We start from the raw sequence: 13,513 nt of genomic DNA on the forward strand, positions 1-13,513 counted from the left end.
AGGTTTAGTCAGTAGGTTGACCACCATGACCGCACCCAAGACCACCGCCGAGGAGCTGCGCGGGGCCGGCCTGAGGGTCACGGCCGCCCGGGTCGCACTGCTCGAGACCGTCCGGGACGGTGACCATCTCGATGTCGAGACCATCGCCTCGGGGGTGCGCGATCGTGTAGGCCACATCTCTCTCCAGGCTGTCTACGAGGCCCTCCACGCACTCACCGCCGCCGGGCTCGTACGGCGCATCGAACCGGCCGGCAGTGCGGCCCGGTTCGAGGGGCGCGTGGGGGACAACCACCACCACATCGTGTGCCGTTCGTGCGGCGCCGTCGCCGACGTCGACTGCACGGTCGGCCACGCGCCATGCCTGAGCGCGTCCGACGACCACGGCTTCTCGATCGACGAAGCCGAGGTCATCTTCTGGGGCCGGTGCCCCGACTGTTCCACCGCCTGATCCGAAGGACTCCCATGACCGAGAACCATGATGCGATCGTCACCGACCCCAAGACGGAGGGCGAAGGCGCCTGCCCGGTCGCACACCGCGCGCCGCACCCGACGCAGGGTGGCGGAAACCACCAGTGGTGGCCGGACCGCCTCAACCTGAAGATCCTTGCCAAGAACCCCGCCGTGGCCAACCCCCTCGGCGAGGACTTCGACTATGCCGAGGCGTTCAAGAGCCTCGACCTCCCGGCCGTCAAGCGCGACATCGCCGAGCTGCTGACGACCTCGCAGGACTGGTGGCCCGCCGACTTCGGCCACTACGGCCCGTTCATGGTCCGGATGGCCTGGCACGCCGCCGGCACCTACCGCATCAGTGACGGCCGCGGCGGCGCCGGAGCCGGCCAGCAGCGCTTCGCGCCGCTCAACAGCTGGCCCGACAACGCCAACCTCGACAAGGCCCGCCGCCTGCTGTGGCCGGTCAAGAAGAAGTACGGCAAGAACCTCTCGTGGGCCGACCTCCTGGTCCTGGCCGGCAACGTCGCCCTGGAGTCGATGGGCTTCAAGACGTTCGGCTACGCCGGCGGCCGTGCGGACGTCTGGGAGCCCGAGGACGACGTCTACTGGGGCCCCGAGTCCACCTGGCTGGGCGACGAGCGCTACACCGGCGACCGCGAGCTGGAGAACCCGCTCGGCGCCGTCCAGATGGGCCTCATCTACGTCAACCCCGAGGGCCCGAACGGCAACCCCGACCCGCTGGCCGCGGCCCGCGACATCCGGGAGACGTTCCGCCGGATGGCGATGAACGACGAGGAGACGGTCGCCCTGATCGCGGGCGGTCACACCTTCGGCAAGACCCACGGCGCCGGCCCCGCCGACCACGTCGGCCCCGACCCCGAGGCCGCCCCCATCGAGCAGATGGGCCTGGGCTGGAAGAGCACCTACGGCAGCGGCAAGGGCGGCGACACGATCACCAGCGGCCTGGAGGTCACCTGGACCTCGACGCCCACGCGGTGGTCGACCAACTTCTTCTGGAACCTGTTCGGCTACGAGTGGGAGCTGACCAAGAGCCCGGCCGGCGCCCACCAGTGGCGGCCGAAGCACGGCGCCGGCAAGGACTCGATCCCCGACGCCCACGACCCGTCGAAGCGCCACGCGCCGTCGATGCTGACCACCGACATCGCGCTCCGCGAGGACCCGATCTACGGCCCGATCTCGCGGCGCTTCTACGAGAACCCCGAGGAGTTCGCCGACGCCTTCGCCCGCGCCTGGTTCAAGCTGACCCACCGCGACATGGGCCCCGCCTCCCGCTACCTCGGCCCGGAGGTCCCGGCCGAGACGCTGCTGTGGCAGGACCCGGTGCCGGCGGTGACGCACGAGCTGGTCGGTGACGAGGACGTCGCCGCGCTCAAGGCGAAGGTCCTCGCCTCGGGCCTGTCGGTGTCCGAGCTCGTGTCCACCGCGTGGGCCTCGGCCTCGACCTTCCGCGGCAGCGACAAGCGCGGCGGCGCCAACGGCGCGCGCATCCGCCTGCAGCCGCAGATCGGGTGGGAGGTCAACGACCCCGACCGGCTCGCGAACGTGCTGGGCACCCTGGAGGGGATCCAGAAGGAGTTCAACGGCTCCCAGACCGGCGGCAAGCAGATCTCGCTCGCCGACCTGATCGTGCTCGCCGGCGCCGCCGCCGTCGAGAAGGCCGCCAAGGACGCCGGCTACGACGTCCAGGTGCCCTTCACGCCGGGCCGCACCGACGCGTCGCAGGAGCAGACCGACGTCGAGTCGTTCGCCGTGCTGGAGCCGTCCGCCGACGGTTTCCGCAACTACCTGGGCAAGGGCAACCGCCTGCCGGCCGAGTACCTCCTGCTCGACCGGGCCAACCTGCTCACCCTGAGCGCCCCCGAGATGACGGTCCTCGTCGGCGGCCTGCGCGTCCTGGGCGCCAACCAGGGGCAGTCGCAGCTCGGCGTCCTCACCGACACCCCGGGCCAGCTGACCAACGACTTCTTCGTCAACCTGCTCGACCTGGGCACGACGTGGAAGCCGGTCGCCGGCGACGCCAACGCGTTCGAGGGCAGCGACTCCGCGACGGGCGAGGTCAAGTGGACCGGTAGCCGCGCCGACCTGGTCTTCGGCTCGAACTCCGAGCTGCGCGCGCTCGCCGAGGTGTACGCGTGCGACGACGCGAAGGAGAAGTTCGTGAACGACTTCGTCGCGGCGTGGGACAAGGTCATGAACCTCGACCGGTTCGACCTGTCCTGATCCGACCGTCCAGGCCGGCCCGCACGGCCGGCCTGGACGTTCTTTCACACCGGGAGACCTGCGAAGAACGTGCGGATGTCGGCCGCCAGCGGGCCGGGCGCCGCCATCGCGAGCATGTGGCTGGGGTGCTCGTGGTCCTCCCAGTGCACGATGGCGTTCCCGCGCTCGGCGAGCCGGCGGAAGGCGTCGGGGCCGCCGTGGGAGACGCCCGTAGGCACCGCCTTCTGGTCGATCGGCATGCCGGCCGCGCCCTCGTAGTAGGTCCACGACGACGACCCGCCGGTGCCCGTCAGCCAGTAGAGGCTCGCGTTGCCGAGAACCAGGTCGCGGTCGACCGGCTCCCGCGGCACCTCCCCGTCGGGCCAGCCGTCGAACTCCTTGAACCGCTCCACGAGGTAGGCCAGCTGGGCCACCGGCGAATCCGCCCACCCGTAGCTGAGCGTCTGCGGCCGCGCGGCCAGGTACGGCGCGTACCCGCTGCCGCCCTCACCGCTCAGCATCCCGGCCACGTGCTCGACCATCGCCCGATCCTCCTGCGACAGCCCCTCCAGCTCGGCCGGATCCCCGGTCGGCATGCCGACGCCGCCGGTGATGTGCACCCCGACCACCCGCTCCGGGGCCAGCGCGGCGAGCCGCGGCGAGACCAGCGCCCCCGCGTCGTTGCCGTGCACCCCGTAACGCTCGTAACCCAGCCTCGCCATCAGCTCCGCCCACGTCCGGGCCACCCGCTCGACGCTCCACGGCCGCTCGTCGGCGGGCTCGGGGAACGGGGAGAACCCGAACCCCGGCAGCGAGGGCGCGATCACGTGGAAGGTCTCCGACAACGGGCCGAGGAGCTCCGTGAACTCCACGATCGAGTTCGGCCAGCTGTGCGTGATGACCAGCGGGAGCGCGCCGGGATCGGCGCACCGTACGTGGAAGAAATGCACGGTCTGCCCGTCGATCTCGGTCGTGAACTGCGGGAACCTGTTCAGCTTCGCTTCCTGCGCCCGCCAGTCGTACGCACCCGCCCAGTACTCCACCAGCTCCTTGAGGTACGAGACAGGAACCCCCCGGCTCCACTCGGCTCCCGGCAACCGGCTGGGCCAGCGGGTACGGGCCAGGCGGTCGCGCAGGTCGTCCAGGTCAGCCTGGGGGATCTCTATACGGAACGGGCGAACGTCATGTGTCATGCGGACCAAGCTAGAGACCATCGCGGAACATCCGGTTCCGCAATATCACGCCTGATCGCCGTACGGGCCAGGGTCGGAGACATGGCCGCGGGAGCGATCCGGCCGTCGGGTAGCGGACCGGCCCCGGCGGGCGATGTCGTCCAGGATGTGCTCGAACACCGCCTGCTCCTCGGCTGCCCTGGCGGCGGCGCGGTCCGGAAACATCCGCTCCCAGGCCCGGGTGACGTCCGCGCTCAGCCGCCTGTAGTCGGCGGCCAGCGAGGTGGCGCTGCCCGCCAGTTTCGCCCAGGCGTCCGGAGACGAGTCCCGTATCCGCTGGACGAGCCGGACGCGGCGCTCCTCCAGCCCTTCCCATCGGCTGCGGAGGGCGGCGACCGCCTCCGAAGAATCGCGTTCCGGCAGCAGCTCGTCGATATCCGGATGCGGCCCCGACGCGGCGGCCTCGCACTCCGACAGCGCCCTCACCAGGTTGCCGAAGCTCTCGTAGTCACCGCCCAACCGGCTCGCGACGTCGCCCAGCCCCGGATCACCGGCCGCAAGCGCACCGACCTCCGTCTCACGCCGGTCGAGCTCCTCCAGCTTGCCCGCCATCGCCACGTCGAGCTCCGGCCTCCAGCGCCCGCGCTCACGCTCGAAGAAGTAACGTGCCGTCCCGGACCGCGACCGAAGCGCCGCTCGACGGCTGCGCACCTCGGCCCGCAGCCGGGCCCTCACCAGCCCGCGCCACCCCACGACCGCCACCACGACCACCGCCGACAACCCGGCGAGCACCATCTCGGACGCAGTCATCGCCATCCACCGCCATGTTCAGGCTGGAACTCCCATCGTCCCGCACCCCGCGATCCCGGGGAAGCCACCGCTTTCCTCATTAGGCTGGTCCCTGTGCTGGAGACATCGATCCGCACGCTGGGAGCCTCCGCCGAGGTGATGACCCTGAAGGGCGACCTCGACGGAGCCGCCGACGCGATGGACCGCGCCCTGCGGATCGCCCAGGACGCGACCTGCCCGCAGGAGCAGATCCTGATCGCGGTAGCCGCGGGCATGGCCACGGTCTGCCCGCTCCAACAGGCACTGCGCGCGGCGAACGCCATCAAGCGCGTGGAAGACCGCATCGGCGCGCTCGGATCGGTGGCCGGCGCCCTGTCCCGGGCAGGCCGGACCACCGAAGCGCTCGCCCCCGTCACCGAAGCCGAGCTCTCCCCCACAGGTTTGAGAGCTCTGGCCGAGGCACTGGTCATGGCCGGCGACATCGACCGCGCGGTGACAGTGGCCGGGCGGGATCCCGACCCCAGTTGGGGGTGGGACGCCTTCGCGCGGGCCCTCGTCCGGGCCGACCGGCTCGATCAGGCCTACGCCACCGCGCTCTTCCTCGTCACCGACCGGCCGCGACGCGATATCGCACTGCTGGTGGTCGCCGAGGCACTCGCCGCATCCCGGCGCGGCGACCAGGCCGTAGAGGTCGCCGAGCACATCGCCGACCCATCGTGCCGCACCCAGGCACTGCGCGCCGCCGCCCTGGCGATCGACGATCCAGACCGTACGGCGGAGCTGCTGCGCCGAGCCGAGACGGCGGCCAGAGCCATCCCCAACCCAGGCACCCGTCAGACCGAACTGCGCGCCCTCGCCCTCGCCTGCGCCGAACGCGGAGACCTCACCCGCGCCCTCACCACCCCCGACTGGGCCGGCCGCATCACCCTGGCCCGCCAACTCCTCAAGTCAGGAAGAAAAGCCCAGGCAACCGCACTACTCGACCACGCCCAACCCCGGGACGCCGACGACGCGGCGACGCTCCACAACGCCCAAACCCCGGACAACGACATGCACGCCGACAACGCGGGGACGCTCCACACCGCCCAAACCCCCGACGCTGACGTCGCGGCGGTGCTCGGCGACGTCCGTGCCCTGGACGGCAGCCTGCAGGTCGACGTCGCGGCCACGATGGCGCAGGCCGGTCGGATCGACCGCGCCGTGGCGCTCGCCCGCGCGATCACCGACCGTTTCCGGCGTGAGCAGGCCCTCGCACGGATAGCCCGCTCGGCGATCGGAGCCGGGCACCCAGAACGCGCCGGCGAGATCCTGGACGAGGCCTCCGCCGCTGCCCTGGCCATAGACGGCGCCGACGACATCCGTCAAGTCCGCGGTCTGGCGGAGCTGGCCGACGCCCTGGCCCACGCGGGCCGCCGGGAACAGGCGGACGAGCTGCTGCGCCGCGCCGAGCTCCTGGTCCACACCCTCTACGAAGAGCAGGAGCGGTTCGAGGCCTGGCGGCTGCTGGCGGCCACCCTGGGAAGGGCTGGCCTGCTCGACCGCGCCGACGCGATCGCCGCCGCCCGATGGCCATCGCCGTGGCCCGACCTCGTACGGGCACTGTGCGACATCGGCGCATACGACCACGCGTATGAGAGAACCCCGTCGATCCCCGACCCGGGCCAACGGTCCTGGGCGCTGCGACACGTGGCCGCCGGGCACGCGCAGACCGGACGGCTCGACCAGGCCGAATCCATCGCGCTGGCCATAGAGGAGGCAGCGCCCCGGGCAGAGGCGCTCCTGTCGGTGGCCAAAGCCCGAACGCGGGCAGGCCAGCTCAACCACGCCGTCGTGCTCCTGCGGGACGCCGAGACCGCCGCCCGATCCGTGACCTCCTCCCGCGACCACGACCGCCTGCTCCGCGAACTGGTCGACACCCTGCTCGCGACCGGCCGGCTCGACCAGGCGGCCGAGTTACTCGCCCAGGCCGAAGCCGCCGCGCACACTCCCGCGGCACTGGCCGCCGTCCTGATCGCGTCCGGGCAGCTCGACCGCGCCTTCCTAGCGGCGTTGGACGTCACAGACCCGCTGGAGCAGTGCGGCGCGCTGTCCTCGGTGGCAGAAGCGCTGGCAGCCACAGGCGCCCCGCCAGGCCGCGTCTCGCAGGTGCTCCTCCACGCCGACGCGACAGCCGCCCAGGCCACCGATCCCGCCCTCCGCGTCCGGCTCCGGGCGCGCCTGGCGCGGGCCTGGGCCGCGACCGGCGACACCCACCGGGCCGAACGCACGATCGACGAACTGCTCACCGAAAGCGCTTCCCTTCCCCCACAAGCGACGGCTGACCTGGCCCAAGCCCTGTCCACACTCGGCCAGTACGACCGCGCCCTCGCCCTCACCACCGACCCGCAGACCGCAGCCACCGTCATCATCACCATGGCCCGAAAAGGCGAGTTCACCCGCGCGACCGACCTGGCCCACACCTTGCCCACCCCCCAGCCGAGAGAGTGGGCACTGGCCGAGATATCCCGCGCCATGACCGTCCCCGGACCCCCGACCGGAAGAACGAGCCCCTCCTGACCACACGCACGTCCTATGTTCCGGGCCGGAGAACGGCCTCCACGTCCGCGAGGGCTTCCAGGGTCCCGGCGAGCCTGTCGCGATCGGCTGCGGAAAGGGCCAGCTCACGGGCCCGCCCGAGGGCGTCGCCGGCGGCCGCGGGATCCTCGGCGCGGAGCGCGAGCTCGGCGCGATAGGCCAGCGCTTCGAGCAGCTCGGCCGCCGTAGCGGTGTCCTTGTCCCGCTCCAGGGCCGCGTCCAGGATCTGCGCCGCCCGTACGTGCTTGCCGTGCGAGTCGCCCATCACCACGGCCTTGTGCAGCGTCGCGGTGAGCTTTCCGCCGGCCTCCTCCTCAGGCTCCGGCTGGGCGGCCGAGAACCTGATCCAGTTCCCGCCGGGGTCGATGACCGCGAATCCGGTGTGGTTCCCGTCGTTCTTGCGCTTGCGTGGACGGGTCATCCGAGGGATCCCGGAGACCAGGAGCTTGCCGTGAGTCCGGCGCATGCCCGCGGCGAACGCCTCGAAGAGCTCCCCGGTGTCGGACACGATGACGGAGCAGCTCCCGTAGGAGTCCTCCGGGTTGAAGCCCGGGATGCCGAAGAAGCCCAGCCGCAGGTCTTCGCGCTGGAGTGCCACGAACGGGTTCGGGCTCAGCTGGTAGTAGGTCCGGGTGAAGCCCAGCATGGTGTAGAAGTCGGCGATCTCGTCGATGGACGGGCAGGGCAGCAGCGGCACGGTGATCTCGTTGGCCATGGTCTCTCCGTCTCCAGCTAACCAAATTTGCCTAGCTGCTCAGAGCCTACCCCGGCCGACGGATCCGACCACGCCGATTTCAGCCGTTCATGCTGACGGTGACCAGGAACGCCAGGTAGACCAGCCCGGCGGCCATGCCCGTCCCCTTCGCGGCCGTCGACGCCACAGGCGCCAGGAACGCCGCGATCCCCAGCAGCAGCCACACCAGTGCGTGGCCCCACCGCAGGATCAGATAGGCCACCCCGTCGACCTCGCGCTGCGGCCACACGAACACCCACACCACGGCCAGGACTAACGCGATCGCGCCCCACACCTGTACGGGGACGCCGATGATCCTCATGGCCGGATCCTACGGGCCACCGCCACCGGCGCGCTGATCCAGGTCATGACCTGACGCCGGACGACGGAGCGTCAGCGACTGGAATCGCCATCCATGAGTCCCCACGACGTGGAAGTCGACGATCTCGAAGCACTCGCGCGCGTACTCCTGAAGCCGCTCGTCATCCCGGAAGGAGAAGAACCGAGGAGGATAATGATCATCCTGCTCGAAAGTACTCTCCCCCGTCAGCCCGCCCCCACCGTACACACCGAGAAAGAACAGCCCACCGGGCCGCATCACCGTGTGGATCGCGCCCAGCACCGCCGGCAGGTCACCGTCGGGCACATGCAGGAGGCAGTTCAGCGCGTACACCGCGTCGAACGAACCGGGCTCGAAGTCGAGACTGAGAAAGTCCATGGCATGGGCTTCGACGCCCTTCTCCCGGCAGAGGGCCACCATGGCAGGCGACAGATCGACGGCCACGACGTCCAGCCCGTTCTCCTGGAAGTACGCGCTGTCCTGACCCGTCCCAGCACCGACCTCCAGCAGTCGCCGGCAACCGTGCCCCTTCAGCCGGTCCAGGAACGCCTCACGCTCCGCGAGCTTCCACGCCGACTTCGTGGCGGCATCCCGCCGCTCGGCACCGCCGTCGTACGCCTCCCGGAGGAGACCGATCACCTCGTCGTAGCGCACGCCCATCGCGTCATGATGCCGTACGGGAGAGCTCCGACAACAGCCATGCCATCGCGACCCGGCGTTGAAAGAGGTCCCCTTCGAGCAGACGATCACAACGATCCGATCTGCGCGTACGGCCCGATCGGAGTAGGCCGGCGCCGGTGAGCCGATCTGGTGGCCCGTCCGCGCATCGGCGATGCTGTGACGCGTGGAGTACGTGTCCAGAGTCCCGCGACCGCCGCTGGACGGGCTGATCGACGACCTCTACTACCTGGAGGGCGCGCCGCCGTACCCCCGGCTGACGCTGCCGCCGGCGCCGTCGGCGTTGCTCATCGTCAACCTCGGGGCGCCGTTCCGCATCCGCGCCGGCACCGGCACCGAGACGGCCGAGTACGCCGACGGCTGCGTGGTCACCATGCCCACCCGCGCGTGGGAGTTCGGCTACCCACTCCGGACCCGGTCCGTCGGCGTGCACGTCAAGCCGTGGGGGCTGGCGCCGTTCCTGCCGATGCCCGCGGCCGAGTTGTGTGATCGGCCGGTGACGGTGGAGCAGGTGTGGGGCCGGCCCGCCGTCGCCGAGCTGCGAGACCGGCTGGCCACGGCGGACGGACCGCACGCGATGCTGACGCTGCTCGAGGAGGAGCTGTTGCGACGGCTGGGCGAGACCGCCGGCCTGGGGCTGGTCCGCCATACAAGCAGCGTCATCGCGGCGGCCGGCGGGGCGGTGGCGATCGGCGGGCTGAGCGTGGCGGCCGGTGTCAGCAGCACTCATCTGGCGCAGCGGTTCAAGGAGCTCATCGGCGTCACGCCGAAGCGGCTGGCCCGCGCCTACCGCTTCACCGCCACCGTGTGCGCGATCAACCCCGCCGGACCGATCGACTGGGGCGACCTCGCCGGTGGCGCGGGCTACTTCGACCAGGCCCACTTCGGCCACGAGTTCCGGGCGTTCACCGGGCTCACGCCGACCCGGTACGTCGAGGTCCGGCGGCGGTTCCTGCGCGAACATCCCGGCCACGCGCTTGACGGCTGGCCGCTGCCGGCCGATTGATTTCTTACAAGAGCGGCAGCTCACGACACGCTAATTTGGGGCACCCCGAAGCAGAGGAGAGGCCCCGTGGGCAAGGTGGTCATGTACGGCTCGGTGTCGGTGGACGGCTTCGTCGCGGACGAGAATGACCAGCCCGGACCGCTGTTCGACTGGCTGACCAGCGGTGACGTCCCGCTGGACGAGACCGGCGAGCTGAGGGTGTCGCGGACGTCCTACGACTACACCCGGCCGTACTGGGACCAGATCGGAGTCACGATCGCCGGCCGCCACGTCTTCGACCTGACGGACGGCTGGGACGGGAAGCCTCCGAGCGGGGTCGACCACGTGGTCGTCGTGACGCACCGGCCGGAGCCCGAGGGCTGGGACCCCGAGGCGCCGTTCCACTTCGTCGACGGCGTGGAGGCAGCCGTGGCCAAGGCGCGGGAACTCGCGGGTGACCGCGTGGTCGAGGTCGCCGCCGGCGATGTCGGCGGCCAGGTGCTCGCCGCGGGCCTGATCGACGAGGTGCGCATGGACGTCGTACCCGTCGTGTTCGGGTCCGGCAAGCGCTACTTCGGGTCGGTGGACGCACAGCACCTGCTGGAGGACCCGGACGTGGTGATCCAGGGCAACCGGGTGCTCCACCTGCGGTATCGGGTACGCCGATGACCGAGCGCCGAAGGCGTCCCAGGCGATCCGTCACTCCGCTTTGGTGGCCCGTGCCGAAGCATCCCGCCGTGAACTCCGCCGACCCGCAGTCGATCACCTGCTCCCCGGCCCTGGCCGCCTTGGCCGGCTCGCCGTACTTCGCGATGACGTCGTCCGTGTCCATCAGACGCGGCCCGTACGCTCATTAATCGTCAATCGACGATAAACGATGAATGAACGGACAACAAGCCCGCCGCGGTTCGCAGTAGTGTGGAGATCAGGTTTTCGGTCCCTTTTGTCACGTGCGAAGTCGGAGGCGATCACGGTGCACCCGGTCTAGCGACGGCCCCATCCCGGGGCGTCACGGAGCCGAAAGGTGACCGTATGAGCAGGACCGACAAGACCCGGCCCTGGTGGGTGCGGATGGCCGACGCGCCGCTGACCACCTGTGTGCCCGTGCATGACCACCGTTTCGGCCCGTGCACGCTGCCGGACGAGATCACCGCTGACAGCGCGAACTGGCGCCGAGGCGGCTGTTACTGGGGCGCCCCCGGCTTCCACGTGCTCGTTCACGAAACCAGAGGTGGGCACCGGGAGTGGCACCACTTCCGTCGCGAGGAGCGCCGCCGCAGCCGCCACCAGGCGCGCCGTAAGCTGCGCGCCTACCACGTCGAGCGCGACGAGGACTGAGACACGGCGTCGTTGTCCCAGGCGCTGACCTACGCGGGCAGACCCGCCGCCTCCCGGATGGCGGTGACGGCCGCCGTCGGGTTGTAGTTCTCGGGCACGCCTTCGACCATGATGATGTCGCCCTCGATGTGCCGCGAGCGCAGCGGCGCGATCTCCCGGTACGCGGGCGAATCCCACCACGCCCGCGCCTCGGCGATCCCCGGGAACCCGATCATCACGACATGTCCGGGCCAGTTGCCTTCCTTCACCTCGTGCTGGGTGACGTGGACGAGGTAGCTACCGCCGTACGGCTCGAAGGTGCCGGGGAGCCGCTCGATGTACTCGGCGATCTCCGGGTGCGGAGCCGCCTCCTGCAGGTGGGCGATGACGTAGGCCGGCACGGTGTCCTCCCGATGAAGTCGTGTTCGGTGCGCTGCCGATCCTGACAGCTCCTCGTAAGCGGCGCGATTACCTGCCAGGTAGGTGAACTGGCATCGCAGGCCGCGTCCCGCGCTCCATGGACCGCGGAACCGCCGCCGACCTCGATGAGGAAAGGTCAGCGGCGGTCATCGCGACGCACTGCTCAGTCGGCCGGTCCGCCGGCGAGCTGCCGCCGCACCGTGTCGGCGTCCATCAGGTACCACATGGACTTGAACCGGCCGTCCTCGACCCGGTAGAAGGCGGTCTCGGCGAACGACACCGACGCCCCGGTGGGGGCCAGGCCGTTCCACTCCTTGACCGGCGTTCCCGTGTCGACCAGGCGGGCGGCCACCCGGTCACCGTCGACGACGAGCTCCTGGATCTCCCAATGGAAGTCCGGCACCGCTTCAACGTGCTTGTAGAACTCGGCCACCATGTCGTCCCTCTTGACCGGGGTGCCGCCCATGATCACCTCGTCGTGAGCGAAATCGGCCATGCGGTGGAACTCACGCTTGTTCGCCAGATCGACGTACCGCAGGTAGAAGTCCCGCAGTTCCTCGGTCGACATACCCGAACGCGTCGCATCGGAGCTCATGATCTTTTCCCATTCTGTAGGTGCCGACCGGTTGACCCGGGATCGGCCGTTCGGCCGGAGCGGATGTTTTGTACCGCTCGGTTACGAAAGCAACCCTAGCACGTTTTGTACCGATCGGTTTGCGGCCGGGTCGTCACCTCTACCGATCGGTACGATGGGCTCATGAGCACCGAGACGCCGACCATTGGACGACCGCGGGCGTTCGACGAGGAGGCGGTCCTCGACCGGGCCGCCGAGGTCTTCTGGCGACACGGCTACGAGGGTGCGTCCATGACCACCCTCACCAGCGCGATGGGCATCAACCGACCGAGCCTGTACGCCACGTTCGGCAGCAAGGAGCAACTGTTCGAGCGCGCCTTCGCGCGCTACCGCGAGACCCAGCTGGCCCAGGTCCGCGCCGCACTCGACCAACCCACCGCCTACGCCGCCATCGAAGCGTTCCTGCGCTCCAGCGCCGACGGCCTCACCGCCGACGACCACCCCCTGGGCTGCCTCTCCATCCAGGGAGGCCTGGCCTGCTCGCCCGAGAACGCCCGCATCTCCGAGGTCCTGGCCGCCGGCCGCGCCGCCAACGAAGCCGCCGTCGAAGAACGGCTGTCTCGCGCGGCGACAGAAGGAGACCTCCCGCCCGGCGTGGACCACCGGGCACTGGCACGATTCGTGATGGCGCTCAGCGAGGGGTTCGCCGTCCACGCCGCCTCCGGCACCAGCCGTGAAGACCTCCAGGCCTCCGTCGACATCGCCCTGCGAGCCCTCCTCCCATCCCAGCCCTGACGGACACCGCCACACGGTCGGCTCGCCGAGCCGACCCGCCCTGACCCGACATGGGCCCCGGCGGCTGACAATCAACGGAGTACCCGGCCACCGCCGCCGGTCTCAACCCGGTCCACCATCGTGGCCTGGCCTGATCCCCTGGCCAGGATGATGAAGCACCGGACGGCTCTCCCGGTTGGCGACTGATGGAGACCACAGCGGCGGGCGAACTCACCGGCCGCCCAATCCAATGGCTCCACGAGAGCCTGCTCGCCATGGATCCCTCGGGTCGCGAAGGTCAGGACCTCTTCGAGTAGGAATCACTCCCTGTTCCGTACGGCGCTGCTGAGGCCCACGCAAAAGGCCCTCCCAGATTATCCGGGAGGGCCTTTTGCCTGGAGCCGCCTTCGGGATTCGAACCCGAGACCCTTCATTACGAGTGAGAAGTTGATCGTCCGCAGCCGTCCACAAGTGCCTCGACATGCTG

Annotated in this window: 15 protein-coding genes; 8 read left to right on the top strand and 7 right to left on the bottom strand. The window is 70.2% G+C overall.

The genetic code is table 11. The annotated features are described in order from the left end of the window. Positions 1-25 precede the first annotated feature (25 nt). Both FR742_RS35485 and katG read left to right on the top strand, forming a co-directional pair. Positions 26-448 (top strand): Fur family transcriptional regulator, encoded by a 423-nt coding sequence (locus tag FR742_RS35485; protein WP_148035661.1) that lies wholly within the window; start codon positions 26-28, stop codon positions 446-448. A gap of 14 nt (positions 449-462) precedes the next feature. Next, a complete protein-coding gene (gene katG, locus FR742_RS35490; protein ID WP_148035662.1) occupies positions 463-2,691 on the top strand; it encodes a catalase/peroxidase HPI in 2,229 nt (742 codons plus the stop codon). A 44-nt stretch (positions 2,692-2,735) separates the two neighbouring features. Here the strand turns inward: katG and FR742_RS35495 are convergent, their stop codons facing one another. Then, on the bottom strand, positions 2,736-3,863 hold the full coding sequence (locus FR742_RS35495; protein WP_148035663.1) for an epoxide hydrolase family protein: 1,128 nt from the start codon (positions 3,861-3,863) through the stop codon (positions 2,736-2,738). Between the two features lie 45 nt (positions 3,864-3,908). Beyond that, positions 3,909-4,652, bottom strand: a complete 744-nt coding sequence (locus tag FR742_RS35500; RefSeq protein WP_148035664.1) for a hypothetical protein — start codon at positions 4,650-4,652, stop codon at positions 3,909-3,911. Positions 4,653-4,745: 93 nt separating this feature from the next. Here FR742_RS35500 and FR742_RS35505 point away from each other — a divergent pair, with 93 nt between their 5' ends. Next, positions 4,746-7,187 carry a hypothetical protein gene (locus FR742_RS35505; RefSeq protein WP_148035665.1) on the top strand — a complete coding sequence of 814 codons (2,442 nt, stop codon included), beginning with the start codon at positions 4,746-4,748 and terminating at the stop codon, positions 7,185-7,187. 13 nt (positions 7,188-7,200) lie between these two features. On the opposite strand, the gene FR742_RS35510 is transcribed toward FR742_RS35505, so the two are convergent. The 3 genes from FR742_RS35510 to FR742_RS35520 all read right to left on the bottom strand — a co-directional run bounded on the left by FR742_RS35510 (position 7,201) and on the right by FR742_RS35520 (position 8,938). Next, positions 7,201-7,920 (bottom strand): VOC family protein, encoded by a 720-nt coding sequence (locus tag FR742_RS35510; protein ID WP_187281526.1) that lies wholly within the window; start codon positions 7,918-7,920, stop codon positions 7,201-7,203. 79 nt (positions 7,921-7,999) lie between these two features. Continuing rightward, on the bottom strand, positions 8,000-8,260 hold the full coding sequence (locus FR742_RS35515; RefSeq protein ID WP_148035666.1) for a hypothetical protein: 261 nt from the start codon (positions 8,258-8,260) through the stop codon (positions 8,000-8,002). A gap of 9 nt (positions 8,261-8,269) precedes the next feature. Continuing rightward, a complete protein-coding gene (locus FR742_RS35520) occupies positions 8,270-8,938 on the bottom strand; it encodes a class I SAM-dependent methyltransferase (RefSeq protein WP_148035667.1) in 669 nt (222 codons plus the stop codon). Positions 8,939-9,122: 184 nt separating this feature from the next. Between FR742_RS35520 and FR742_RS35525 the strand changes: the two genes are divergently transcribed. The 4 genes from FR742_RS35525 (at position 9,123) to FR742_RS35535 (ending at position 11,279) form a co-directional block, all read left to right on the top strand. Beyond that, on the top strand, positions 9,123-9,962 hold the full coding sequence (locus tag FR742_RS35525; protein ID WP_148035668.1) for a helix-turn-helix domain-containing protein: 840 nt from the start codon (positions 9,123-9,125) through the stop codon (positions 9,960-9,962). Positions 9,963-10,028: 66 nt separating this feature from the next. Next, on the top strand, positions 10,029-10,610 hold the full coding sequence (locus FR742_RS35530; protein ID WP_148035669.1) for a dihydrofolate reductase family protein: 582 nt from the start codon (positions 10,029-10,031) through the stop codon (positions 10,608-10,610). A gap of 50 nt (positions 10,611-10,660) precedes the next feature. Beyond that, positions 10,661-10,798, top strand: a complete 138-nt coding sequence (locus FR742_RS44855; RefSeq protein ID WP_187281527.1) for a hypothetical protein — start codon at positions 10,661-10,663, stop codon at positions 10,796-10,798. A 175-nt stretch (positions 10,799-10,973) separates the two neighbouring features. Next, the gene (locus tag FR742_RS35535) at positions 10,974-11,279 is read left to right on the top strand and encodes a hypothetical protein (RefSeq protein ID WP_148035670.1); all 306 of its coding nucleotides are present in this window, start codon (positions 10,974-10,976) and stop codon (positions 11,277-11,279) included. Positions 11,280-11,308: 29 nt separating this feature from the next. On the opposite strand, the gene FR742_RS35540 is transcribed toward FR742_RS35535, so the two are convergent. Together FR742_RS35540 and FR742_RS35545 are read right to left on the bottom strand one after the other, a co-directional pair. Beyond that, positions 11,309-11,659, bottom strand: coding sequence for a DUF1330 domain-containing protein (locus FR742_RS35540; RefSeq protein ID WP_148035671.1), 351 nt, complete (start codon positions 11,657-11,659; stop codon positions 11,309-11,311). 182 nt (positions 11,660-11,841) lie between these two features. Beyond that, positions 11,842-12,246, bottom strand: a complete 405-nt coding sequence (locus tag FR742_RS35545) for an ester cyclase (RefSeq protein ID WP_148035672.1) — start codon at positions 12,244-12,246, stop codon at positions 11,842-11,844. A gap of 189 nt (positions 12,247-12,435) precedes the next feature. On the opposite strand from FR742_RS35545, the gene FR742_RS35550 reads away from it, so the two are divergent. After that, positions 12,436-13,047, top strand: a complete 612-nt coding sequence (locus FR742_RS35550) for a TetR/AcrR family transcriptional regulator (RefSeq protein WP_148035673.1) — start codon at positions 12,436-12,438, stop codon at positions 13,045-13,047. Positions 13,048-13,513: the final 466 nt, after the last annotated feature.

Source organism: Nonomuraea sp. C10, from assembly GCF_008017515.1.
Classification (GTDB): domain Bacteria; phylum Actinomycetota; class Actinomycetes; order Streptosporangiales; family Streptosporangiaceae; genus Nonomuraea; species Nonomuraea ferruginea.